The 24,160-nt window shown below is 66.8% G+C and carries 24 protein-coding genes; 19 read left to right on the top strand and 5 right to left on the bottom strand.

Features of this window, described 5'->3' with window-relative positions:
- The first annotated feature begins 4 nt into the window (after window positions 1–4).
- The 4 genes from CBI38_RS21160 to CBI38_RS21150 all read left to right on the top strand — a co-directional run bounded on the left by CBI38_RS21160 (window position 5) and on the right by CBI38_RS21150 (window position 3,404).
- The gene (locus CBI38_RS21160) at window positions 5–1,825 is read left to right on the top strand and encodes an ABC transporter family substrate-binding protein (RefSeq protein ID WP_109331921.1); all 1,821 of its coding nucleotides are present in this window, start codon (window positions 5–7) and stop codon (window positions 1,823–1,825) included.
- The gene (mshB, locus tag CBI38_RS21155) at window positions 1,822–2,700 is read left to right on the top strand and encodes an N-acetyl-1-D-myo-inositol-2-amino-2-deoxy-alpha-D-glucopyranoside deacetylase (protein ID WP_109331920.1); all 879 of its coding nucleotides are present in this window, start codon (window positions 1,822–1,824) and stop codon (window positions 2,698–2,700) included. Before CBI38_RS21160 ends, mshB begins: the two co-directional genes overlap by 4 nt.
- Window positions 2,701–2,820: 120 nt before the next feature.
- Window positions 2,821–2,979 carry a hypothetical protein gene (locus tag CBI38_RS38465; RefSeq protein ID WP_204164781.1) on the top strand — a complete coding sequence of 53 codons (159 nt, stop codon included), beginning with the start codon at window positions 2,821–2,823 and terminating at the stop codon, window positions 2,977–2,979.
- Between the two features lie 14 nt (window positions 2,980–2,993).
- Window positions 2,994–3,404 (top strand): hypothetical protein, encoded by a 411-nt coding sequence (locus tag CBI38_RS21150; RefSeq protein ID WP_109331919.1) that lies wholly within the window; start codon window positions 2,994–2,996, stop codon window positions 3,402–3,404.
- Window positions 3,405–3,428: 24 nt separating this feature from the next.
- Here CBI38_RS21150 and CBI38_RS21145 read toward each other — a convergent pair whose 3' ends face one another.
- Window positions 3,429–3,800 carry a VOC family protein gene (locus CBI38_RS21145; RefSeq protein WP_109331918.1) on the bottom strand — a complete coding sequence of 124 codons (372 nt, stop codon included), beginning with the start codon at window positions 3,798–3,800 and terminating at the stop codon, window positions 3,429–3,431.
- Between the two features lie 39 nt (window positions 3,801–3,839).
- Between CBI38_RS21145 and CBI38_RS21140 the strand changes: the two genes are divergently transcribed.
- A complete protein-coding gene (locus CBI38_RS21140) occupies window positions 3,840–4,673 on the top strand; it encodes a uroporphyrinogen-III synthase (RefSeq protein ID WP_109331916.1) in 834 nt (277 codons plus the stop codon).
- Between the two features lie 84 nt (window positions 4,674–4,757).
- Here CBI38_RS21140 and CBI38_RS21135 read toward each other — a convergent pair whose 3' ends face one another.
- From CBI38_RS21135 to CBI38_RS21125, 3 genes are all read right to left on the bottom strand, one after another.
- On the bottom strand, window positions 4,758–5,471 hold the full coding sequence (locus tag CBI38_RS21135; protein WP_109331915.1) for a uracil-DNA glycosylase: 714 nt from the start codon (window positions 5,469–5,471) through the stop codon (window positions 4,758–4,760).
- Window positions 5,456–6,895, bottom strand: a complete 1,440-nt coding sequence (locus CBI38_RS21130; protein WP_230990255.1) for a PH domain-containing protein — start codon at window positions 6,893–6,895, stop codon at window positions 5,456–5,458. Before CBI38_RS21130 ends, CBI38_RS21135 begins: the two co-directional genes overlap by 16 nt.
- Window positions 6,896–6,990: 95 nt before the next feature.
- Window positions 6,991–7,494 (bottom strand): PH domain-containing protein, encoded by a 504-nt coding sequence (locus tag CBI38_RS21125; RefSeq protein ID WP_109331909.1) that lies wholly within the window; start codon window positions 7,492–7,494, stop codon window positions 6,991–6,993.
- Between the two features lie 82 nt (window positions 7,495–7,576).
- Here CBI38_RS21125 and CBI38_RS21120 point away from each other — a divergent pair, with 82 nt between their 5' ends.
- The 13 genes from CBI38_RS21120 to CBI38_RS21060 all read left to right on the top strand — a co-directional run bounded on the left by CBI38_RS21120 (window position 7,577) and on the right by CBI38_RS21060 (window position 21,637).
- Window positions 7,577–7,762, top strand: coding sequence for a hypothetical protein (locus tag CBI38_RS21120; protein WP_109331905.1), 186 nt, complete (start codon window positions 7,577–7,579; stop codon window positions 7,760–7,762).
- Between the two features lie 100 nt (window positions 7,763–7,862).
- On the top strand, window positions 7,863–10,436 hold the full coding sequence (locus CBI38_RS21115) for a bifunctional FO biosynthesis protein CofGH (RefSeq protein WP_230990254.1): 2,574 nt from the start codon (window positions 7,863–7,865) through the stop codon (window positions 10,434–10,436).
- Window positions 10,433–11,200 (top strand): hypothetical protein, encoded by a 768-nt coding sequence (locus CBI38_RS21110; RefSeq protein WP_109331904.1) that lies wholly within the window; start codon window positions 10,433–10,435, stop codon window positions 11,198–11,200. Before CBI38_RS21115 ends, CBI38_RS21110 begins: the two co-directional genes overlap by 4 nt.
- Before the next feature lie 98 nt (window positions 11,201–11,298).
- Window positions 11,299–11,622, top strand: a complete 324-nt coding sequence (gene fdxA, locus CBI38_RS21105) for a ferredoxin (RefSeq protein ID WP_109331903.1) — start codon at window positions 11,299–11,301, stop codon at window positions 11,620–11,622.
- Between the two features lie 2 nt (window positions 11,623–11,624).
- On the top strand, window positions 11,625–12,725 hold the full coding sequence (gene dapC / locus CBI38_RS21100; RefSeq protein WP_109331902.1) for a succinyldiaminopimelate transaminase: 1,101 nt from the start codon (window positions 11,625–11,627) through the stop codon (window positions 12,723–12,725).
- A gap of 108 nt (window positions 12,726–12,833) precedes the next feature.
- Window positions 12,834–13,784, top strand: a complete 951-nt coding sequence (locus CBI38_RS21095) for a hypothetical protein (RefSeq protein ID WP_109331901.1) — start codon at window positions 12,834–12,836, stop codon at window positions 13,782–13,784.
- Between the two features lie 41 nt (window positions 13,785–13,825).
- Window positions 13,826–14,239, top strand: coding sequence for a PPOX class F420-dependent oxidoreductase (locus tag CBI38_RS21090; protein WP_109331900.1), 414 nt, complete (start codon window positions 13,826–13,828; stop codon window positions 14,237–14,239).
- A gap of 146 nt (window positions 14,240–14,385) precedes the next feature.
- Window positions 14,386–16,026 carry an L-glutamate gamma-semialdehyde dehydrogenase gene (gene pruA, locus CBI38_RS21085; protein WP_109331898.1) on the top strand — a complete coding sequence of 547 codons (1,641 nt, stop codon included), beginning with the start codon at window positions 14,386–14,388 and terminating at the stop codon, window positions 16,024–16,026.
- A complete protein-coding gene (locus tag CBI38_RS21080) occupies window positions 16,023–17,000 on the top strand; it encodes a proline dehydrogenase family protein (RefSeq protein WP_109331897.1) in 978 nt (325 codons plus the stop codon). Before pruA ends, CBI38_RS21080 begins: the two co-directional genes overlap by 4 nt.
- 52 nt (window positions 17,001–17,052) lie before the next feature.
- A complete protein-coding gene (locus tag CBI38_RS21075) occupies window positions 17,053–17,712 on the top strand; it encodes a rhomboid family intramembrane serine protease (protein ID WP_109331895.1) in 660 nt (219 codons plus the stop codon).
- Between the two features lie 12 nt (window positions 17,713–17,724).
- Window positions 17,725–19,125 (top strand): acyl-CoA synthetase, encoded by a 1,401-nt coding sequence (locus CBI38_RS21070; RefSeq protein WP_109331892.1) that lies wholly within the window; start codon window positions 17,725–17,727, stop codon window positions 19,123–19,125.
- Window positions 19,126–19,177: 52 nt separating this feature from the next.
- Entirely contained in the window at window positions 19,178–20,218 is a 1,041-nt protein-coding gene (locus CBI38_RS21065; RefSeq protein ID WP_230989903.1) for an NADP-dependent oxidoreductase, read from the top strand.
- A 180-nt stretch (window positions 20,219–20,398) separates the two neighbouring features.
- On the top strand, window positions 20,399–21,637 hold the full coding sequence (locus CBI38_RS21060) for a PucR family transcriptional regulator (RefSeq protein ID WP_109331890.1): 1,239 nt from the start codon (window positions 20,399–20,401) through the stop codon (window positions 21,635–21,637).
- Here CBI38_RS21060 and CBI38_RS21055 read toward each other — a convergent pair.
- Window positions 21,580–22,623 carry an acyl-ACP desaturase gene (locus CBI38_RS21055; protein ID WP_230989902.1) on the bottom strand — a complete coding sequence of 348 codons (1,044 nt, stop codon included), beginning with the start codon at window positions 22,621–22,623 and terminating at the stop codon, window positions 21,580–21,582. The two genes, CBI38_RS21060 and CBI38_RS21055, sit on opposite strands and share 58 nt — an antisense overlap.
- A 251-nt stretch (window positions 22,624–22,874) precedes the next feature.
- On the opposite strand from CBI38_RS21055, the gene CBI38_RS21050 reads away from it, so the two are divergent.
- A complete protein-coding gene (locus tag CBI38_RS21050; protein WP_230989901.1) occupies window positions 22,875–24,113 on the top strand; it encodes a PucR family transcriptional regulator in 1,239 nt (412 codons plus the stop codon).
- The last annotated feature ends 47 nt before the right edge of the window (window positions 24,114–24,160 follow it).

Here is a 24,160-nt window from a genome sequence, read left to right as displayed (position 1 = left end):
CGCGGTGGTTGCTGGGGGTTCGATCGACAGAGCGTGGGGAGTTCGGCGTCGAAGGCGTGGCAACGGGCTCGTGACCACCGCGGTGTTTCTCGCAGTGTCCACGACGGTCCTCACCTCGTGTACGGCCGACCCGCCGCCTCCCGTCGAGAGCACCGACAGCCCCAAACCCACCGTCTCACCCACGGAGAAGCAGCCTGTCGTGGTGGCCATCGACGACGTCGGCAGTGGATTCAACCCGCATCTCCTGTCGGATCAGTCGCCGGCGAACTCCGCCGTCAGTGCACTCGTCCTCCCGAGCCCGTTCCGCCCCGTTCCCGACCCGCAGCGTGTGGGTGGCAGTAACTGGATCCCCGATACCTCGCTCGTGATCTCCGCCGAGGTCTCGTCGCAAGAACCGTTCACCATCACCTATCAGTTACGCAACGAAGCGCAATGGTCCGACGGTGCGCCCATCGCCGCGGAGGATTTCCGCTACCTGTGGCAGCAGATGATCAGCGCCCCGGGAGCGGTGGACCCGGCCGGCTATCAACTCATCGAGGACGTGCGGTCGTCGGGCGGTGGCAAGACCGTGAACGTGGTGATGAAGTCCGCGTACCCGGCGTGGCGAGAGCTGTTCACCGACCTCCTGCCGTCGCACCTGATCAAGGATTCGCCGGGGGGATTCGCCACCGGGCTGTCCGAGAACATTCCGGTGTCGGGCGCACACTTCCACATCAAAAACATCGACCGCGGTCGCGACGAAATTCTGCTCGAACGTAACGATCGATTCTGGGACATGCCGGCGACCCCGGACCAGATACTCATGCGGCGTGACGGAACCCCCGCGCAGCTCGCCGACTCGATGCGCAACAACGACACGCAGATCGTGCAGATTCACGGCGGCACAGCCACTTCCGCTCAGCTCGCGGCGATCCCGACCGTGCGCACGGGTGCGTCGTTCCAGCCGCGAGGGCTGTCGCTGACCCTCAACGGACGGGTGCCCGAACTCGCGGACGTCCGGGTGCGGCGGAGTCTGCTGGACTTGCTCGATACCGACCTTCTGGCGGTCGTCGGGGCGGGAAGCGAAGCGGCCGCCGTTCCCACCCGCTCGCAGGTGTACGCCCCGTCCGACCCGGGATACACCGCTACCGCCCCCGCGCGTCCGTCCCGCGAACAGGTGCTGGCGCAGCTCGCGGAATACGGCTATGTCTCCGACATTGCCGCGCCCACTCCCGATCCCGCCGCAACCGTGCCGCAGGCGAGGCTCGTCCGCGGTGGCGTGCCGCTCTCGCTCGTCATCGGAACTCCAGAGGGGGATGACACTGCCAGTGCTGTCGCGAACACGGCTGCCGACCAACTGCGTGGTGCTGGAGTGGACGCCAGTGTGCAATCCATACCCGCGGAAGAGTTGTACGGAGAAGCGTTGACGAGCGGCGAGATCGGTGCCGTCGTCGGATGGTCCCGCGACGGTTCCGATCCGGCAACCGCGCTGGCCTCCCGGCACAGTTGCCCGCCCGCCGCAGCGACGAACACGCCAGCTCGAGCCGAAGGGTCGGCACCGGAAGGGAATTCCGCCGCAGAGGCGGAAGCGCCGTCCAATCTGTCCGGCGTGTGCGACCCGTCGCTGCAGCCCGCGATCGACGCCGCGTTGCGCGGTGCGGGTGACGTATCTCAGGCTCTGGCCGACGCAGATCGCCGACTGTGGGATCTCGCTGCCGTACTGCCGATCATGCAGGACCGCACGTTGGTGGCGGTAGGGCCGGGTGTCGAGGGAGTGTCGCTGTCGGGCGCTGTGCCGGTAGGGATTTTCAGTGACGCGGCCGGTTGGAGCAGGATCGAGGAATGACCGATCGGCGCCTTCTCTTGATCCATGCCCATCCCGACGACGAAACGATCACCACTGGTGGCACTATCGCGCATTACGCCGCCGAGGGTGTCGAGGTACACGTCCTGACCTGCACGCTGGGTGAGGAAGGCGAGGTGATCGGGGACGAGTGGGCCGGGCTCGTTGCCGGTGCCGCCGATCAGCTCGGCGGATACCGGATCGGCGAACTGAGGTCTGCCCTGTCGATTCTCGGGGCCGGCCGGCCGCGGTTCCTGTTAGGCGCGGGGCACTTTCGCGATTCGGGGATGGCGGGTACGCCCTCGGCAGCTCATCCGCGGGCCTTCGTCAACGCCGAGAAAGAAACGGCGATCGCAGCCTTGGTGGCGGTCATTCGGGAGCTGCGACCGCACGTCGTCGTCACCTACGACGAGCACGGCGGCTACGGGCACCCCGACCACATCCAGGCGCATCGGCTCACGGAGGCAGCGGTGGAGGCGTCGGGGACGACGACATTTCCCGACGCTGGTGAACCGTGGCCGGTGGCCAAGCTGTACTGGACGGTCACCGAGGCGAGCGCGCTCGAGTCGGGGATCTGCCGGATCGGCGACCTCCCCGAAGGATGGCGACTGCCCGAGCCCGGCGAACTACCGAGCGTGCCCGACTCCCAGGTCACCACGGTGATCGACGTGCGGGCGGTCCTGGACGCCAAGCAGGCCGCACTCGCGGCTCATGCCACGCAGGTGACGGTGGCACCCGGAGGTGCCGAGTTCGCGCTCTCCAACGCCGTCGCCCAGCCGATCCTTCCGGAGGAGCACTTCGTGCTGGCCCGTGGTCGGTCGGGGGAGGTCGACGATCGTGGCCGTGAGCGTGACCTCTTCGCCGGTGTAGAGCTCTGACCTCTGCGGTGTCGGGCATGACCGCACTTAACTGTGACTGGCATTACGTATTACACTGTGGCGCACATCACGCAGTGGCTCAGTCCGAGTCCGTGTGACGCCCGTCAGGAGAGGTCTTCGATGTACAACTGGGATGTTCAGAACGCCATAGTGGCGTTCGTCGACACGCTGAAGCCGTCATGGCCTGCCCAGCGCGAGCTGTACTACAGCGTGCTGTATGGATTTGCCGACATGCAGAGTCACTTGCTGACCCTGCTGGGTTACCCGCCGGTCCCCTGATCCACTATTGACACATGGCCGTCGGCACCGCAGAAATACGTGAACATACGGACGTTCTGGCAAGGGCCACCCTTGCCCTGCTGGTGTTCGACGGCTTTTTGTGTGCCGTCCTCGCCGTACTCTTTCTCCCGCTGTACCTCGGAGCGACGCCGTTCCCGGTGAGCATCCTCGTCGCCGGAGCGGTCAATGTGGCACTGGTGATCGCCGCGCGGTCCGCGACCGGCCGGGTGGGCGCCGCGGTCCTCCCACTCGTCGGGTGGATCGTGGGTTTCCTGCTCTGCATGCTCGGCGGTCCGGGCGGCGACGTACTCCTGCTCGCGTCCGTGTGGACACTGCTGCTGTTTCTCGGCGCGTTGATTCCGCCTGCCGCATATCTCTGGAAGGTCGGTTCGGCGGTGCCGCCCACGTCCCCAGTTCCTGCCTGAGCGCCTGGACCTCTCGGTACCCGTTCAGTACGCGACCGGGTGCTGCGGCTGATACACCATCATCTCGCCGGCGCCGGGTATTCTCAGCGCGGTGGTGAGGCCGTATCCCTCGTCGCGAACGTCGCGGGTGAACTCGGCGCCCTTCGCCTTCAACTCGGCAACCGTCGCTTCGATGTCGTCGCAGACGAGCGAAATCTCATGGTGAGGCTGCGTCGACCACGGCTCCCCGCCGCGGTCGTCCGACGTGGGATGCACGCCCATCTCGGAGGGGCCGGTGCGGAAGATGAGCCAGCCGCCTCCCGCGTCCACATGGTCCCAGCCCAGCACGTCGCGGAAGAAGTCGCGGGCAGCTTCGGCGTCGTCGGCATAGACGAGCGTGTGCACGGCAGTGATCATCTCGTCAGCATAAGCCGGAACGTCCGTCACACTGGGACAATGTCGAACGATGAACTTGCGGGACTGACCATCGCCGTCACCGCCGAACGCCGAGCCGCGGAGTTCATCACGCTGCTCGAACGTCACGGTGCCACCGTGACGCACACACCTGCCATCCATGTGCTGCCGTTGGTCGACGACTCCGATCTGAAAGCACGAACGGCCGACATCATCGCCTCTCCGCCGGACCTCGTCGTGATCAGTACGGCCGTCGGCTTCCGGGGGTGGATGGACGCCGCACGGGCCTGGGGTAACGACGAGGCCCTCGTCGGAGCGTTGAGCTCGGCACGCATCATCACCCGCGGTCCCAAAGCCAAGGGCGCCGTACGCGGTGCGGGCCTGCGGGAGGAGTGGTCGCCGGAGACGGAGTCGTCCGAGGAAGTGTCGCAACACCTCATCGCAGAGGGAGTGCAGGGGCTACACGTTGCGGTCCAACTACACGGCACGATCACGGAGTGGGAACCGATCACCGATTTGAGCGTCTCCCTGGCGGAGGCGGGCGCGCGGACCACCGCGGTGTCGGTGTACCGGTGGATACGGCCCGTCGACCAACGACCCCTGCGGGCGCTGGTCGACGGCATCGCCGGTGGGGACGTCGACGCAGTCACCTTCACCAGCGCGCCGGCGGTGTCCTCGCTGCTGAGCACTGCGAAGGACGTCGGACGCGTCGACGCTCTCATCCGCGCGTTCAACGGGCCGGTGGCCGCGATCTGCGTCGGCTCGGTGACGGCGTCGCCTCTCACCGTGCTCGGTGTCGACACCATGCAACCCACCCGCTCACGGCTGGGCAGCATGGCCAAATACATCATCGAGGAACTGCCGAACCGGCGGTAGCACCCTCCGGGTGTCGCACGAACGGGACGCCCGTGCGTCAGATCGAACGGACGTCCCGTTCGTACGGTGCGCGGGCGGGCGGGATCACCCCATCAACCCGGCCGCGCGTGCCGCGTCGGAGAGCACCGACTCGAGCATCGCGGGGGTGAGCCGGCCGGTGAAGGTGTTCTGCTGGCTGACGTGGTAACACCCGAACAGGTGCAGAGGGCCGGTTCGGCCGGTGAGTTCGACGTGGGCACCGTGGCCGAACTTCGGGCGGGGTCGCGGGACGACCCATCCGGCGTCCTCCAGGACGGGCAGCAGTGCCTGCCAGCCGAATCCGCCGAGCACGATCACCGAGCGCAGCCGAGGCTGCAGGATCTTCAATTCGGCGTCGAGCCAACGACGGCAGGTCTGCCGTTCCACAGGCGTGGGTTTGTTGTCGGGCGGCGCGCAGTGCACGGGTGCCGTGACCCTGGTGCCGAACAGTTCGAGGCCGTCACCGATGTGCGTGGCGGTCGGCTGACTTGCCAGACCGACGGCATGCAGCGCCGCGTACAGGAAGTCGCCGCTGCGATCACCGGTGAACATCCGCCCCGTCCGGTTTCCGCCGTGTGCGGCAGGAGCGAGTCCGACGATCAGCATGGCCGCATCGGGTGGTCCGAATCCCGGAACCGGTCGGCCCCAGTATGTTTCGTTCCGGTAGGCGGCGCGCTTCTCGAGGGCCACCCTCTCTCGCCACTCCACCAGACGAGGGCAGGCGCGGCAGTCGACGAGTTCGGCGTCGAGGCGCGCAAGATCGTTCAGCGGCGCGCCCACACGTCACCTCCGCCGGGAGTCACGGACTCGACGAGAGTCCACGCCTGATCGACAGGGAGGTCGATCACGAGGTACTTTCCGGTGCCCGCGGGGGTGGCGGCGATGACGGTGGCCACCCCCGACCGGCGTTGGAAGAACGTCTGGCGGACGGTCCAACCGATGATGCCGTTCGCCTCGAGGCTGTCGCGGGCCCGGTCGAGGGAGCCGCTGCGGGTGATCAGCCAACCGGGAAGAACCGCGTGGCCGAGCCCGCGGTACCGGTCCCAGGCGAGGGCAGCTCCGGCGACCGTGGCCACCCCGATTCCTGCCCACACGGGCCAGATCACCGGCCGGCCGACCCCTGTAAGGACGACTGCGGCGAGCAGTGCGACGCCCGCAGGGATCAGCGCCCTCGTGTAGCGCCGCCGTCGTGCCGCAGCTCCGTGCGGCCTCAGCGCCACCGCGGCTTGACGACTGTCTCCGATCACCGTGGCCATCACCCGTTCGGCTTCACGGCGCGGCGCCTGGGGTAGTAGGAGCGAGGACTCGTGTTTCTCGGCGCTGACCCCGGTCATGACGGCGTCGAGTCGGGCACCGCCGGCCAACCGCAGAAGCAACGGCTCTTTCAAGGTCGTGCCCCGCAACCGCGCACGGTCGAGCGTCGTCTGCCGGGTCTTCAGGAGACCGTGGCTGACGTGCAGTGTTCGTCCGTTGTCGGTGAGGGTCAGGTTGCCGTACGCCAGGAGATACCGAATGCATGCGAGTGCACTGGCAGCGATCAGGAGTACGACGATTCCGAAGACCACCACGAGCGCGATACCGAGCCGCTCGGCCGATTCGATACCTTCGGTCACCGTCGAGGACCGTGCGATCTCGCGGGCGATTCCGTACTGGAATGCGATGCCGACGATCGCGCCGATGGTGACCACCCCCGTCACCGAGAACGGGGCGTATCGCACCCAGGCGGGCCTCCAGTGCCCGATCTCGTGTACGGGACGCTCGGCGGCGATCGAGCCGGGTCCGGGCACTGTTTCAGGTGTGTGGGAGAGCAGTGCGGTGCGCAGATCCGGTACGAGGGCGGCCGAGAGGGCATTGAGTTCGAACTTCGCCGCGTCCGGCTTGGAACCGACCTGTTGTCCCGTGCCGATCCGGACGATCGACAATCCGAGCAGGCGATGCAGCACTCCCGCCTCGACGTCCACCGAGCGGATGCGGTTTCGGGGAATGGAGAGGAGTCGTTTGCGGAAGAGTCCCTGCCTCAATTGCACGTGGACGGGACCGATGCGATAGCTCGTGGTGAACCAGCGCGAGAGGCCGAGTGCCACGAACGCCGCCACCGCGATCAGACCCCACACGTGGTTCCCACTCTGACTGCCGACGACCAGCGACAGCAGCAGCACGGGCAGCAGCTTCACGATCTCGCTCACCGGATGAACCAGCAGCATCCGCCGATCCAGGCGGAGCCACGGTTGTTCTGCCTCGGCAGCGGCCGCGGCCTCCCCCTGAGCGAGGGGAGGCGCGACTCCGGGCGGCGGCGCAGTCACGTGGCGTCGCCGACGTTGGTCCCGGCGATCTCGGTGAGCTGGGCCACGGTGCGATCTGCGGTGTCCTGGTCGAGGGCGGTGATCTTGACCGCACCGGCCGACGACGCTGTGGTCACGGTGACCGTGGCGAGACCGAGCATGCGGTCGATCGGCCCGCGTTCGGTGTCGACCGTCTGCACCCGGGAGATCGGGGCGATGCGCCGTTCCTGCGTGAACCACCCGGTGCGCGTGTAGACGGCGGTGTCGCTGATCTCCCAGCGATGCACGCGATAGCGCCAGAACGGAACGACGGTGACATGCAACAGGGCGAGGACGGCAGTGGCCGCTGCAACGCTGATCTGAGCCCAGGTCGGCCACCAGCTGCCGACGAAGGCACCCACCGCCTGGAGGGCGAAGACCGGGAGCCACAAGAGTGCGGCGTTGATGGCCCACAGCTGCCTGGCTCGGGGGCTGGGCCGCCACAGCGGATCGGCCATGGTGACGGTAGCGGGCGCACTCATGCCCCTACTTTGGCCGTGCACCGGCATTCTGTCGAGAACAGACCTATCGTGGGAGGACCCCCGAAGCGAAAGGAGCGCAGACATGACGTCATTCGATGCGGCCAACTCTCCGGAGGTTCCCGAGGCCGACCGTTTGGAGCAGGAACTGGCCGTCGACGACGAGCCCACTGACCAGGTAGAAGGGGTGTCGTCCTTGGAAGTGAACGAGGCGGATGCCGCGGAGCAGAGCCGAGTCGTCCCGGACGACGAAGACTATCCGCGCGAATAGCGTTACGGGCCGCTCGGGGGAGTCTGGGTGGCACGTGCGCGAGTGGGTGGCGCATGATCGCTGGGTGACCCATTCAGGTGAAGAGACCGGCCGGCCCACCATGCTTCCCATACCGGGTATTCCAGCGGCGACCTCGACTGGCGCATCGGTGCAGGAAGCGGCACCTTCTGCCTCGGCTATGCGGCGTGTGTTGCGGCGTGCCCGGGACGGCGCGACGTTGAATGTCGACGAGGCCACTGTTCTGTTGCAGGCGCGTGGTGATGATCTGGTCGATCTGTGTGTGTCGGCGGCGAAGGTGCGCGATGCCGGGTTGCTGGCGGCGGGCAGACCCGGTGCGGTCACGTATTCACGCAAGGTGTTCATTCCGTTGACGCGGTTGTGCCGCGACAAGTGCCATTACTGCACGTTCGTGACCGTGCCGGGGAAGCTGCGGGCCGAGGGCCGGGGTGCGTATCTCGAGCCGGACGAGGTGCTCGAGATCGCCCGCCGGGGCGCCGAACTCGGGTGCAAGGAGGCCCTGTTCACCTTGGGTGATCGTCCCGAGGATCGGTGGCCCGAGGCCAAGCAGTGGCTCGACGAGCGCGGCTACGATTCGACGCTCGACTACCTGCGGGCGATGTCGATCCGGGTGCTCGAGGAGACCGGGCTGCTGCCGCACCTGAATCCCGGGGTGATGAACTGGGAAGAGATCTCCCGCCTCAAGCCGGTGGCGCCGTCGATGGGGATGATGCTCGAGACCACTGCCACCCGGTTGTTCACCGACAAGGGCGAATGCCACTACGGCAGCCCGGACAAGGATCCGGCGGTGCGGCTGCGCACGCTCACCGACGCGGGGCGGTTGAACGTTCCGTTCACGACGGGAATTCTGGTGGGCATCGGCGAGAGCGTGCGCGAGCGGGCCGAGTCGATCATGGCGATCCGCAAATCGCACAAGGCGTTCGGGCACATCCAGGAAGTGATCATCCAGAACTTCCTGGCCAAACCGGATACGGCGATGCGCGATGTCCCCGATGCCGGTCTCGACGAATTTCTGGCGTCCATTGCGGTATCGCGGTTGCTGCTCGGGCCGGGGATGCGGATCCAGTCACCACCCAACCTGGTTTCGAACACCGAATGCGCCGCGTTGCTCGGTGCCGGTGTCGACGACTGGGGTGGGGTGTCGCCGTTGACTCCGGACCATGTGAACCCCGAACGCCCGTGGCCGAATCTGGACACCCTGGCCGAGATCACCGCGCAGGCCGGGTTCGTGCTCACCGAACGCACGGCGGCGCAGCCACAGTTCGTGCTCGCCGGCTCGCCGTGGATCGATCCGCGGATCCTCGGGCACGTGCAGGCCCTCTCCGACCCTGATACGGGGCTGGCGCGGCCGGACACGATCCCGGGCGGGTTGCCGTGGCAGGAGCCGGACGAGTCGTGGGAGTCGACCGGGCGGGTGGATCTGCACACCGGAATCGACACCGAGGGCCGCAACACCGACACCCGCAGCGATTTGGGGAGCGCGTTCGGGGACTGGGAGACCGTCCGCGAGCAGGTCCTCGAACTCAGTGGCCCGGTGCGGGTGGACACCGATGTGCTGGCGGCGTTGCGCAGCGCCGAACGCGATCCGGCAGGATGCACCGACGACGAGTACCTGGCCCTTGCCACGGCCGAGGGTCCGGGACTCGAGGCGATGGTGGCGCTGGCGGACGCCCTCCGCAAGGAGGCGGTCGGGGACGAGGTGACGTATGTGGTGAACCGGAACATCAACTTCACCAACATCTGCTACACCGGCTGCCGGTTCTGCGCGTTCGCGCAGCGCAAGGGTGATGCGGATGCGTTCACCCTGTCGACGTCCGAGGTCGCGGACCGGGCCTGGGAAGCGCACGTCGCCGGGGCGACGGAGGTCTGCATGCAGGGGGGTATCGATCCGGAGCTGCCGGTCACCGGGTACGCCGATCTGGTGCGGGCGGTGAAGGCGCGGGTGCCGTCGATGCATGTGCATGCGTTCTCGCCGATGGAGATCGTCAACGGTGCCGCCAAGGGTGGGCAGAGCATCCGGGACTGGCTCACCGAATTGCGGGAGGCGGGTCTGGACACCATTCCGGGCACGGCCGCGGAGATCCTCGACGACGAGGTCCGCTGGGTGCTGACCAAGGGGAAGTTGCCCACGGCCACCTGGGTGGAGGTGGTCACGACGGCGCACGAGGTGGGGCTGCGGTCGAGTTCGACGATGATGTACGGCCACGTCGACAACCCGAAGCACTGGGTGGGGCATCTGCGGGTGCTGCGCGGAATTCAGGACCGGACAGGCGGATTCACCGAGTTCGTGCCGCTGCCCTTCGTACATCAGAGCGCGCCGCTGTATCTCGCGGGTGCCTCGCGTCCGGGCCCGACCAACCGGGACAACCGCGCCGTCCACGCGCTGGCCCGGATCATGTTGCACGGGCGGATCCCGAACATTCAGACCAGTTGGGTCAAGCTCGGTGTCACGGGTACTCAGGTGATGTTGCAGGGCGGTGCCAACGATCTCGGCGGCACCCTGATGGAGGAAACCATCTCCCGGATGGCCGGGTCCGAGCACGGATCCGAGAAGACCGTCGCCGAACTACGGGCCATCGCCGAGGGAATCGGCCGCCCGGCACGCGAACGCACCACCACCCACGCCCGACGCGAAGGAAGGTCACCGGCAGCATGAGCGATACGGATCGGCTCGGAGACGACAAGGTCGTCGCGATACTGGATCGGGCCGCGCGCGGCATCAACCCTGTGCTCGATCTGGCACTGACGGACCCGTTCGGAATCAAGGGCCGGACGTTCGTCCCGACACCGGAGGAGCGCAGCGCCGCTGAAGCCCTGCTCGACGGCATCGGCTGGGTGCTGGACACGATCCAGTTCCCAGGAACGGCGTCGTGGGAGAAGGCGAGCGACGACGAACGCGCTCGGTGGTGGGTGACGCGCATCGGGGCACTCAACACGATCGCGGTCGCGTTTCCGGGCATGTTCGGCGTTCTCCTGAACCGATTGCCCATCCGAGACCTGCTCGGGTTCGCGAACCAGGCGCTCGTACTCGTCGCCGTCGCGCGGGAGCACGGTGTCACCGAGCGGGCCGAGCAGGTGGAGCTGCTGGCGTCGGTGCTGTGCCGGCGTGAGGCCGATGCTAGAGCCCTGTCTGCCGACGGTGACGAGCCCCGCCCCGACACAGGGGAGACGTCGTGGCGTCCGTTCGCACTCATAGGCGCCTTGTGGCGCACGGCCCGCACGCTGCGTGCACTCACCACCGAGCTCGATCAACGGCCGGGGCCGGGTCGCACCTACTCTCTGCTCGGCAACGTGCCGGTGATCGGTGTGGTGGCCGCGTATCTCGGTGAACGGGGAGCGCTGGCGCGGGCGGCGAAGCAGGGTGAGCAATGGATCAGCTCCCGCGCGGCGCTCGCCCCGGGACTGCGCCGGGTCAGGTAACCCTCAGCGAAAAGTGGGAGTCCGGGCAGGGGATAATAGGGTCTTCTGCGGGTCTTCCGCAGCTCGTTGGTGGCGTCAGAAAGGCAGGGAGAGCGGCAGTGCCCTACACGATTGCTGAACCGTGCGTAGATGTGTTGGACAAGGCATGTATCGAGGAGTGCCCTGTCGACTGCATCTACGAGGGCGGGCGGATGCTCTACATCCATCCCGACGAGTGTGTGGACTGCGGTGCCTGTGAACCTGTCTGCCCGGTAGAAGCCATCTTCTACGAAGACGACGTCCCGGAACAGTGGAACGGCTACATCGCCGCCAACGTCGATTTCTTCGACGATCTCGGATCCCCCGGTGGCGCAGCGAAGTTGGGCAAGGTCGATTACGACCCGCCGTTCATCAAGGCGTTGCCGCCCATGGGCGAGGACTAGATGTGCCGCGTATCTCGGTAGCCAAGGCACTGCCCGACTTTCCCTGGGACTCGCTCGAGTCGGCCAAGGCGAAAGCACTCGCGCACCCGGGCGGCATCGTCAACCTGTCGGTGGGCACGCCCGTCGATCCCGTTGCGCCGATCATTCAGGAGGCGCTGGCCGCGGTCGCGGCTGTCCCCGGATATCCGACGACGCACGGTACCGAGGAGTTGCGTGTCGCTGCCGTCGAGTCGCTGAAACGCCGGTACGGGATCGCCGGGATCGATCCGGTCTCGGTGCTCCCCGCCATCGGTACCAAGGAACTGATCGCCTGGCTGCCCAGCCTCCTCGGGCTCGGGTCCGACGATCTGGTCGTCATTCCGGAACTCGCGTATCCCACATACGAGGTGGGGGCGCTTCTCGCGGGTGCCCGCGTGATCCGCGCCGACGGGCTCAACCGATTGGGGCCGGAGGCGGCGTCACTCATCTTCGTCAATTCGCCGTCCAACCCCACCGGCAAGGTGCTGGGCCTCGAACATCTGCGCAAGGTGGTCGACTGGGCGCGGCGACGCGGCGCCCTCGTCGTCTCCGACGAGTGCTACCTGGGACTTACCTGGGAGGGTGAGGCGCTGTCGATCCTCGACGAGCGGGTGAACGACGGCGATCTCACCGGTTTGCTCGCCGTGCACTCCCTGTCGAAGACGTCGAATCTCGCGAGCTACCGCGCCGGATTCGTCACCGGTGATCCCGTGCTGGTTGCCGAACTCCTCGAGGTGCGCAAACACGCTGGGATGATGGTGCCACTGCCCATCCAGTCGGCGATGACGGCCGCGCTGTCCGACGACGAGCACGAGAACGAGCAGCGCGAGCGCTATCGTCGTCGCCGTGACATCCTCCTCGCCGCAGTACGGGGTGCCGGGTTCACCGTCGACGATTCCGAGGCCGGGCTCTACATCTGGGCCACCCGCGGTGAGTCGTGCCGCGACACCGTCGAGTGGTTCGCCGACCGCGGCATTCTCGTCGCCCCGGGGGAGTTTTACGGTCCCCGCGGCGGCACGCATGTGCGGATTGCCTTGACGGCCAGTGATGAGCGGATCGAGGCGGCGGCCGAGCGGTTGCGCTGAGGCGGCGGCCGAGCGGTTGCGCTGAGGCGGCGGCCGAGCGGTTGCGCTGAGGCGGCGGCCGAGCGGTTGCGCTGAGGTGCGGTGGTTCGCGGTGACAGGATTGTGTCCGTGAACCTGGACGATGTCGCCGACGAGTTGTACGGCCTCGACCCCGCCGAGTTCGTCTCGGCCCGCACTGCCCGGGTGGAAGCGGCCCGCGAGGCCGGGGATCGTGCGATGGCTAGCGCCATCGGGAAGCTGCGGAAACCGACAACGGTGGGGTGGCTGGTCAACCTACTCTCGCGCGAGTTGCCGGAGGAGGTGGGCGCGCTTTTGCAGTTGGGGGAGGCGCTTCGGGACGCTCAACGCCATCTGTCGGGGCCGGACCTTCGGAAACTGTCCGCCCAACGGCAGCAGGCAGTGAGCGCCCTGGCTCGCCGGGCGGGGGACATTGCGGCCGAGCGCGGGCGGCAGGTCGGTGAAGACGCTTTACGCGAGGTGGGGCAGACGCTCACAGCGGCGCTCGCCGATTCCGACACGGCGGATCAGGTTCGGCTCGGCCGGATGGTGACTGCTGCGAGTTACAGCGGTTTCGGTCCGGCCGGACTGAGTGTCGTCTCGGGGAAGCCGGCGAAGAAGAGCGAGAAATCGGGGAGCCCGACCGCGTCGGACGGGGGTTCGTCCGCGAAGTCGGCTACCGAGTCCAAGCCGAAATCGGCTACCGAGTCCAAGCCGAAGTCGGCATCCCGGAAGGACACGAAGTCGGAGGCGCGCAAGCGCGACGCCGAGCGGGCGGCCGCCGAGACGGAGCTCGCCGAGGCCACGTCGCAGGCGGAGGAGATCCGGGGCGCGCTGGGCAGTGCGCGGTCCGAACTCGAACAGGCGCGCTCGACGTTGGCGGAGATCGACCGGCGCATCGAGGAGTTGCGCGCGGAACTCGAACACGCTGAGCAGGAACGGCAGTTCACCCGGAACGCCGAGAAGGCGTCGGCGGAGAGCGTGCGTCGGACGGAACGGGAACTCGACCGGGCCGAACAGCGGGTGGACGAAGCGAGGCAGGCGGTCCGGGATCTTCGGTGAGCACTTGACCTCCAGCGTGGTTCAGGTTTTAGCGTGAGTTCATGCCTTTCACAGACGACGAACTCGCGTACCTGTCCACCCAGCGCCTCGGACGCCTCGCGACGGTCCAGCCCGACGGGACCTTGCAGGTCAGCCCTGTCGGCTTCCACTACAACCCCACGACGTCGACGATCGACATCCAGGGCTACCGCATGGCGGCGAGCCGGAAGTTCCGCAACGTCGCCGACAACGGGCGGGTGGCCTTCGTGGTAGATGATGTTCCTTCCGTCGATCCGTGGCGGGTGCGGTGCGTCGAGATCCGCGGCCGGGGGGAGGCGATCGACGCGGACGCTGCGCAGACGCAGGGCCTCGGTGGCCCGACGATTCGTATCCATCCGCGTCGCATCATCAGCTTCGGTCTCGGCGCCGAAGACCAGGACGTGCATCAGATGGTCTCGAACGCCCGCGACGTGTAGTCGCGGCCAAAACCGGATGGCTCCCCCTCTCCGGCGCTAACCTGGGCACAGGGTCCAACTCGGTCGGGTGTCCCGTCCGAGAAGTTCCCGTCACAGTTCGTTCGCGGTCACAGTTCCTCACGATCTGAGGGCAGGAGGCAGGCAGCATGGACGCCATCACCCAGGTTCCGGTGCCCACCAATGAGCCGGTCCATTCGTACGCGCCGGGCAGTCCCGAACGCACACGAATCAAGACCGCACTCGGCGACATCGCGACAAATCCCATCGACATCCCGCACGTGATCGGCGGAACGCACCGGCACGGCGCCGGCGACCGTGTCGACGTCGTGCAACCACACAGGCACTCCGCGGTGCTCGGCACGCTGCGCAACGCGACCCACGACGACGCATCAGCGGCCATCGAAGCGGCCACAGCAGCAGCGCCGGAATGGCGGGCACTATCTTTCGACGACCGAGCAGCAGTCCTCCTGCGCGCCGCCGACCTGCTGTCGGGACCGTGGCGGGAGACGCTGGCGGCGGCCACGATGCTGGGTCAGTCCAAGTCGGTGCAACAAGCGGAAATCGACGCACCGTGTGAATTGATCGACTTCTGGCGTTTCAACGTTCATTTCGCCCGGCAGATCCTCGCCGATCAGCCGATCTCGTCACCGGGTGTGTGGAACCGGCTCGAATACCGGCCGCTCGAGGGTTTCGTCTACGCGATCACCCCGTTCAACTTCAGTGCCATCGCCGGGAATCTGCCTACCGCGCCGGCGCTGATGGGTAACACGGTGGTGTGGAAGCCGTCGTCGTCGCAGACCGTTGCGGCGTACTGGACCATCAAGCTACTCGAGGCCGCCGGAATGCCACCGGGCGTCATCAATCTGGTGACCGGCAGTGGGCAGGCCGTGTCCGAGGTGGCGTTGAGCGATCCCCGTCTCGCCGGGATCCACTTCACCGGGTCGACCCGGACATTTCAGCACCTGTGGCGGCAGATCGGGGAGAACATCGGCAACTATGCCGGTTATCCGCGGCTGGTCGGCGAGACCGGCGGCAAGGATTTCGTGGTCGCGCACACGTCGGCGGACGAGGACGTATTGCGCACCGCGTTGATCCGGGGAGCGTTCGAATATCAGGGGCAGAAGTGCTCGGCGGCGTCCCGCGCCTACGTACCGAAGTCCTTGTGGCACAGGATGCGCGACACCTTCACCGCGGAAGTCGACGCGCTCACCTACGGTGACGTCACCGATCTCGAGAACTTCGGGGGCGCTCTCATCGACCGCCGCGCGTACGAGAAGAACGTCGCGGCCATCGAGCGCGCACGCGCCACCACCGGCGTCGAGATCGCCGTGGGCGGCAAGTACGACGACAGCGTCGGGTACTTCGTCCGTCCGACCGTGCTGCTCGCCGACGACCCGGTGGACGAGGCGATGACCACCGAGTACTTCGGCCCGATCCTCACCGTGCACGTCTACGACGATTCGGCGCCCGGTGCCTTCGCCGACATCCTCGGCGCAGTCGATTCGGCGGCCCCGTACGCGCTGACAGGGGCCGTGATCGCCGATGACCGCCGTGCGGTGGAAGCTGCTACCTCCGCGTTGCGGTTCACCGCGGGGAACTTCTACGTCAACGACAAACCGACCGGAGCCGTGGTCGGACAGCAACCCTTCGGCGGCGCCCGCGCCTCGGGTACCAACGACAAGGCCGGCTCCAAGCTGAACCTTCTGCGGTGGGTGTCGGCGCGCACGATCAAGGAGACGTTCTCGCCCGCCACCGACTATCGCTACCCACACATGGGGTCGGAATGAAAGCGCCCGCGTCTCTGGCGAATCCGCTTCGGCCGGCGATCCTCGCGGCCTCGCGTTCGTCCCGGGTGAAACGGGCGGTAACGGGCACACCGGTCACCCGCAAGCTCGTCGATCGATTCATCGCCGGCGACGACCGGAACTCGGTTCTGCGCACGGTCCGCGCCCTCCTCGACTCGGGCCGCTCCGTCTCCATCGATTTCCTCGGCGAGGACACCCGCGACGAGGAGGGAGCGCGGGCAACGGTCGACGAGTATCTGCAACTCGTCGCCGCCCTCGGAGCCTTACCCGAGGCGGCGCCCGGCGGGTCGGGCGTGCGCCGGCTCGAGGTGTCGATGAAGTTGTCGGCGCTCGGGCTGGCGCTTCCGGACCGTGGAACCGAAGTGGCCACCGAGAACGCCCGCACCATCTGCGCGGCCGCGGAGGCCGCCGGCGTCTGGGTCACCGTGGACGCCGAGGATCACACCACCACCGATTCGACTCTCTCGATCGTGCGCGAACTCCGGCGGGACTACCCCTGGCTGGGCGCCGTGCTGCAGTCGTATCTGCGGCGCACCGAACAGGACTGCCGCGAACTGGCGGGTGCCGGCTCCCGGGTTCGTCTCTGCAAGGGTGCCTATCAGGAGCCGGAGTCGGTGGCGTTCAGAGACCGTGCTGCGGTCGACGCGTCGTATCTGCGGTGCCTCGGGGTTTTGATCGACGGATCGGGATACCCGATGGTGGCGTCGCACGATCCGGCAGTGATCGCAGCAGTCGGGCCACTTGTGACGAAATCAGGACGTACATCCACGGACTACGAGCACCAGATGTTGTTCGGCATCCGAGACCTCGAACAAGGCAGGCTCGCGGGTGAGGGCAAGCAGGTTCGGGTGTATGTACCGTACGGAACTCAGTGGTATGCCTACTTCATGCGCCGCCTCGCGGAGCGTCCGTCGAACTTGCGATTCTTCCTCCGGTCGGTGGTCAGCAGGGACTGAGATGGTGTGCCACGGACGCGGGACCGGGCCTGCGCCGTTGTAGAGTTTCGCGGTGACCACTTCAGTCGAAGGATGGACCGGTGCGGTCCTCTTCGTGGTGGTCCTCGTGCTGTCTGTGCTGCTTGGGCAGGTTCTCGTCGGCTACCGACTGCCGGGTAACCCGCCCCGGACCGCCGTCGTGCTGTGGTCGGTGGTCGCCGTTCCGTCGCTGCTCCAGTTCGTGTTTCCGGCGATTCTCGATGCGTTCGATCGGGAGCCTGACCGGATCAGGGACGACCAGTGGTGGCGCATCGTCACCTCCGTCGCGGTTCAGGACGGCGGGATCGCCGGCACGCTGCTCAATTTGGCGGTTCTCGCGTGGGTGGCGCCGCTGGCGGTGAAGGTGTGGGGGAGCGCCCGGACGGTCCTGCTGTTCGTGGCCGGTCAGGTCATCTTCGGATTGTTCACCGCTTTTCTCTTTCCTTCCTCCGGCGCCGGCAACTCGGGAGCCACCCTCACACTCGCGGCCTCCATCGCCGGGCTGATGGTCATGCAGTCGAAGGAGTGGCGAGCCCTCGCCCTCAGTGCCGGGGTGGTGTTGGCGGGCGTTCTGCTCGTCGCGGTAGGCGACGCTCACGGACTCGCGGTGCTCACCGGAGCATTGCTGGGCGCCGCCCTGGCGACCGTCAGTCCGCCCGTGGGAGACCCGGCCGGCGCCGCCCGGCCCCTGTGAGAAGCTGTCCCTGTGCTTCTGCGATCCCTGAATCCTGTAGCCGTCGCCCGCGGCGACGACATTCCTGACGCCGTCCGGATCGGCGATTCCACACTGTCCCGCAGTGATGTGCTCGGCGCAGCGACCTCCGTGGCGGAACGAATCTCGCGCGCAGACCGGGTCGCGGTCCTCGCCACCCCCAGTGTGACGACTGTGCTCGCGGTGGTGGGTTGTCTCATCGCCGGCGTCACCGCCGTGCCGGTTCCACCTGATTCGGGTCGCGCGGAGCTCGAGCACATCCTGCGTGACTCCGGGGCCCAGGCGTGGCTCGGCGAGGCTCCGCAGAACGCTGCGGGGTTGCCCGTCATCCCGGTCCGGCTTCACGCCCGCTCCTGGCACAGCTATCCCGAGCCGCCCGACACGGCCACTGCATTCATCCTCTACACCTCCGGGACGACGGGACCGCCGAAGGGCGTACTCCTCAGCCGGAAGGCGATTGCCGCCGGACTCGACGCGCTCGCCGAGGCATGGGAGTGGACCGGCGCCGACACCGTGGTGCACGGACTCCCGCTCTTCCACATCCACGGGCTGATTCTCGGGGTGCTCGGACCGCTACGGTTCGGCGGCCCGCTCGTGCACACCGTCAAACCGGTCCCCAAGGCGTACGCCGCCGCCCGCGGAACGATGTATTTCGGCGTTCCGACGGTGTGGAGCCGCATCGCCGACGACCCCGAGTCGGCTCGTGCGCTGTCGAGTGCGCGGTTGCTGGTGTCGGGCAGTGCGCCTCTTCCGGTGCCCGTGTTCGACAAGATCCGCGAGCTGACCGGCCTCGCACTGATCGAGCGCTACGGGATGAGCGAGACGATGCTGACCCTCAGTACGCGGGCGGACGGGGAGCGTCGCCCCGGCTGGGTCGGCGTCCCCCTTCGCGGCGTCGAAACCCGACTGCGGGACGAACGGGGCGGTGACGTTTCCCGCGACGGTGAATCGATAGGCGGACTGCAGGTGCGGGGTCCGATGCTGTTCGACGGATATCTGGGCCGTCCGGAGGCGACTGCCCAATCGTGGACCGAGGACGGTTGGTTCAAGACCGGCGACGTCGCCGTCATCGACCCAGGGGGGTTTCATCGCATCGTCGGACGCGAATCCACGGACCTCATCAAGTCGGGCGGTTTCCGGGTCGGGGCGGGCGAGGTGGAGACATCGCTGCTCGGTCACCCGAGTGTGCGGGAAGCGGCGGTGGTCGGCGTTCCCGACCCCGACCTCGGCCAGCGACTGGTCGCCTTCGTGGTGGGGGAGAACGTCTCGGAGACCGAGTTGATCGACCACGTCGCCGCTGAACTGTCGGTGCACAAGCGACCCCGCGAAATCAGGGTGGTCGACTCCCTGCCCCGCAACGCCATGGGAAAGGTGCAGAAGAACCAACTCTTCTGACGTCGGTAGTGTGGCGTTCGGAACCGGACCACTACGGATGGGTAGGCGCACAGTGAGTGTCGACAGCATTGTTCAGAGCACCCGGATCGTCCTGGCGTCCCGGCCGGACGGCGCGCCCACGACGGACAACTTCCGTCTCGAGGTGGTCAGTTTGCCCGAACTTTCCGAGGGGCAGGTGCTGATCCGCGTCATCTACCTCTCGCTCGACCCGTACATGCGGGGGCGAATGAGCACCGCCGAATCGTATGCCGATCCGGTCGAGATCGACGAGGTGATGGTGGGTGGCACTGTCGGCCAGGTGGTCGAATCGCGCCACCCTGAATTTCCGGCCGGTGACTATGTCCTCGCCTACGCGGGGTGGCAGTCGCACGCGGTGGTCGACGGTCGCCACCTGCGCAAGCTCGACCCCGCCGCGGCCCCGCTGTCGACCGCGGTCGGCGTTCTCGGAATGCCCGGATTCACTGCCTACTCCGGATTACTGAAGATCGGGCAACCGAAGGCAGGCGAGACCGTCGTCGTCGCGGCGGCGAGCGGACCGGTCGGTTCCGCGGTCGGCCAGATCGCGAAAGTGAAGGGCGCCAGGGCAGTCGGCATCGCAGGCGGGCCCGAGAAATGTGCCTATGTGTTGGAGAAGCTGGGTTTCGATGCCGTGGTCGACCATCGGGCTCCTGATTTCGCCGAACAACTCCGCGCCGCGGTGCCGGACGGTATCGACGTCTACTTCGAGAACGTCGGCGGCGCTGTCGCCGCCGCGGTGCTCCCGCTCCTCAACCTCTATGCTCGCGTTCCCGTGTGCGGTTTGATCGCCCAGTACAACGACACAGCGGCTCCCGAGGGGCCGGATCGGTTGCCCGGCTTCTTCAGTCGTGTCCTGGTGAAGAGTCTCACCATCCGCGGTTTCATTCAGAGCGAGTTCGTGCCGGAGATGTTCGCCGACTTCCAGCGGGACGTTGCGGCGTGGATCGCCGAGGGTCGCTTCGCCTACCGGGAAGACTTCGTCGAGGGCATCGAGAACGCTCCGTCAGCATTCATCGGCCTTCTCGAGGGAAGAAACTTCGGCAAGCTGGTGGTCCGGGTCGGCGAGGAGAACTGAGGTCTGCCCGGCCGGTGCCGGGTCTGCTCTCGACCGACTTGTCGTCCGCACATCGCCGTATTCCCCCTGCACAGAGCGTTGTCGTGATAAAACAGTTATAGAAGCGAACCCTCGTTATGTGCACGTGATGTCGATGGTGCGCAAGTTCGGTGTCATCCACATATTGGAGTGATGAGATCTATGACAGATCACAGTGCGGGGGCGGGTTTGCAGATTCTCGTCGACGGTAGGCCGGCGTCTGCCCCTTTACGCGACACGCACGCAGTCGCACGAAAACTCGTACGGCATTTCGCGGACAACGTGACTCCTTGCGGTTCTCTGCCCGGTGAGCAACTCCAGAGCGACGTCACCGATTTCACGGTCGTGTGCCTGCGCCTCGGCATCCAGATGCTCGATGAGGGAACTTCGCCCACCGAAGAAGATCTCGCCGAAGTGCGGGACGCCTCGGCTCGGTGGGCCCGCGAGGGCTTCCCCTTGACGCTGGTTCTGCGCATCCTCCATGAGGGAATCACCAAGGCCGGCGACCTTGCGGCGGCCAACGCCCGCGAAGAGGACCTGCCGGGCCTTCTGGTCATCCAGAAGGTGATGTTCGCGCTTCTCGAGTGCGTGACGGTCGCGGCCACAACCAGCTACGTCAATGAACTCGAGGCGGTCAACAGTGAGCGCGACGGCGCCGCCGTCAACCTCGTCACCGCCCTCCTCAGCGGCCGGAAGGCAGCGTCGGCCGCCCGGCATGCGGGGGTGGAGCCGGCCGAGAACTACGTCGTCATGGGCCTTGCGGTACCGCCGCATCCGGCCGAGGCAGTCGCTCACCGGCGCAAGGCCGTGGTGGCGCGGCAAAAGCTACGGCGTCTGCAGATCGAACTTTCCGAGGCCTCCGGCGGGGCGGCCCTGTGTTCCCTGAGTCCCGATGGCGGCACCATCCTGCTTCCCGGCTCGCCCGAGCGGGCGTGGATCGTGTCGCTGCTCGACCGCATCGGCGCGGCCGCCGAAGTGCCGCTGACCGCGACGGTGAGCCGGGTGCGTACGGCGGACATCCCGACGGCCGCCGAGCAGGTACACGAACTTCTCGACCTCGCGCATCAGCTGGCCTTGGCTCCAGGACTGTACGAGATGAATGATCTGGCACTCGAGTATCAGCTCACCCGTCCCGGCCCAGGTCGCACACACCTCGCACGCCTTCTCGATCCGTTGCAGAACTCACCCGAGCTGGTCGAAACCCTCGAAGTACACATCGGCCACGACCTGAACCGTCAGCGCACCGCGAAGAAGATGCACCTACACACCAACACGGTCGACTATCGGCTGAAGCGAATAGCGCAGCTGACCGGGTGTGACCCGACACGACCTTCCGGATTGCGTCAGATACAGGCCGCACTGGTGGCCCGGAAACTCGAGGTGGCCCAACGCGAACGCTGACCGCCGGGTTCCTCGGCCCGCGAGTTCGGTGTCGGGGAACAGGTGCGGTCCCGCGATTGTTCGAACCGCCGGGCCTGCATCTCCAGGTCCTCGAGATGTCGGCCGATGCATTCGCGAACCTGCTCGCCTTCCTTGCCGAAGTCGTTGCGTTCGAATAGCTTCCACTCCTCCAGGGTGGGGCGCAGCACCTGGTCGAGGTGCTGCCGAATGTCGTAGATCCCGTACTGCGCCATCCGAGTCGCAGTGTGCCGGAAGCCCGGCCGAGTCACCCCGGGCATCTGGAAGTTCAACACCACGTCGCCCACCGCCCGGACGGCCTGATCCGGGGTCAATTCCAGTGCCGCCGCACACAGGTTCCGGTAGAAAATTGTGTGCAGGTCCTTTTCGTCCCCGATCCGCGTGAGGATTCTTCCGGCGAGTGGGTCGCCGCACACCGGGCCGATATTCTGGTGCGCCACCCGGGTGGCGAGTTCCTGCAACGTGACGGACGCAAGGGAATGAAGCAGGCTGGCACCTTCGAGCGCGCAGGAAATTCCGACGGTCATGTTCTCCATCCGGGCGCGTTCGAGCGCCACAGGGTCGACCCCACGGAGCTTCACCAGGTAGTCGCGCAGGACGACGTAATGCCGGTCGTTCTCGGCAGTCCACATCCGCACCCACGTCGCCCAGGCGCTGTCCTTCGCGACGCTGTCGGTCATCTGCTGCAAGCCTGAAGGCAGGTTGTCTGCCGTGAGCAAGGTGATGATCATTGCCGCCTCCGCGACATCATCGAGTTCGCGGCGTTCCGGGTACATCATCCTCGGTGGCGGGGTTCCGCCATTCAGCGGGAGGTAGTCGTGCGGATGCCAGTCGTCGAGGGCCTTGCGGTGGCGTCGCAGATTCTCCTCCGCGGTCGTCTGCAGTTCACGGAGTAACTGGCGTTGCGGGAGCTGCGTGTTCCGGGGCCCCTGCGGGATCGGCATCGTCACGCTGGAGCGAGCAGTCATGGGGATCCTTCGAGGCGGCAACAGGGCGGGTGACTGACGGACCCTAGGCTGCGCGCGCGAATTCATGCCAGTCTTCTTCGGCTTTCTTGGTGGAGTTCGCAGCGGCGCCGGTCTCCGCTTGTCGAGCCTCACAAGGGGCCGCCGACCATCTGCGAGAAGTGGGTGCGTGAGTTCCTCGCGTGCAGTAACCTTCGGCGACTCATGTCGGCGCGAGATCTGTCCGGCGCCATAGAGCTAGAGGGAGAAATGCTGTGGCTGATAATAATTCGGAGACCGGCCAGGGCATCATGATGGATGGCAAACCGGCGTCGGAGCCACTACGCAACTTCCAGTCGCTGGCCCGTCATCTGGTCTCCCGATTCGCCACCGAGAGCACGTCGCCCGGAACGGTTCCGGGTAAGCAGTCCGAGAGCGACGTCACCGAGGTGACGGTTCATTGCCTGCAGCTGGGGATTTCGATGTTCGACACCAGAAGCGAACCCGCAGAGGAGGACCTGGATCCGCTGCGAACGATCGCTTCCCAATGGGCGCGTGAGGGTGTTCCACTGAAATCCGTCCTGCACGTCTACCACGAAGGAATCCGCCGTGGGTGGGACGTGATCGTCTCCAGAGCTCGCGCGGAGGATCTGGCCGACGTCGTCGCGGGATCCCGACTTTTGCTTGCACTGGTGGAAAGCGTGACGATCGCCGCCACGTCCAGCTACATGGCGGAGGTCGAGGCGTTGACCAGCGAACGGAACTCGGCGGCGCAAGCGATGGTCACCGCCCTCCTGAGTGGGCGTAATCCGGTGCCTCTGGCCCGACAGTCCGGGATCGGATTGGTGGAGAACTATGTCGTGATCGGGTTGTCGGTGCCGCCGTATAGTGCGGACGCGAACCCGCAACTGCCCGAAGCGGTGGGGATCCGGCGGCGGACCCGACGTATCCAGGCGGCCGTCTCGGACGCCTGCGGTGGTGCGCCACTCGCACTCCTCAGCGAAGAGGGCGGCACGATCCTCCTCCCGGGCACACCGACACCGGCGGAACTGGAGAACCTCGTGCGCAGGCTCGGCCAAGCTTCGGAGATGGACGTGACGGCGGCCGTCGCCGCCGCACGCATCGACCGGATCCCCAGTGCCGCCGACGAGGTCCACGAACTTCTCGACCTCGTCCGTCAGCTGTCCCGGCCGCCGGGGATGTATCGCATGGACGACCTCGCCCTCGAGTTTCAGCTCACCCGGCATGGGCCGGGGCGAACGCATCTCGCGAGTCTGCTCGAGCCGCTCGACGATTCACCGGAACTCGTCGAGACGCTCGAGGTCCATATCAGTTACGATCTGAACCGCCAGCGGACCGCGAAGAAGATGCACGTCCACGCGAACACCGTCGACTACCGGCTCAAGCGGGTAGCTCAGCTCACTGGGTTCGACCCCACCCGTCCGTCCGGGCTTCGGCACATCCAAGCGGCCCTCATCGCCCGGCGCCTCGAGCAAGCCCATCCGCGTCAGTAGTGCGAGTTCGGCGAACAGCCTCTTCGCTACGATGTGTGGCGGATCAT

The organism is Rhodococcus oxybenzonivorans (genome assembly GCF_003130705.1).
GTDB lineage: Bacteria > Actinomycetota > Actinomycetes > Mycobacteriales > Mycobacteriaceae > Rhodococcus_F > Rhodococcus_F oxybenzonivorans.
This window is presented reverse-complemented; position numbering and strand designations above follow the sequence as displayed.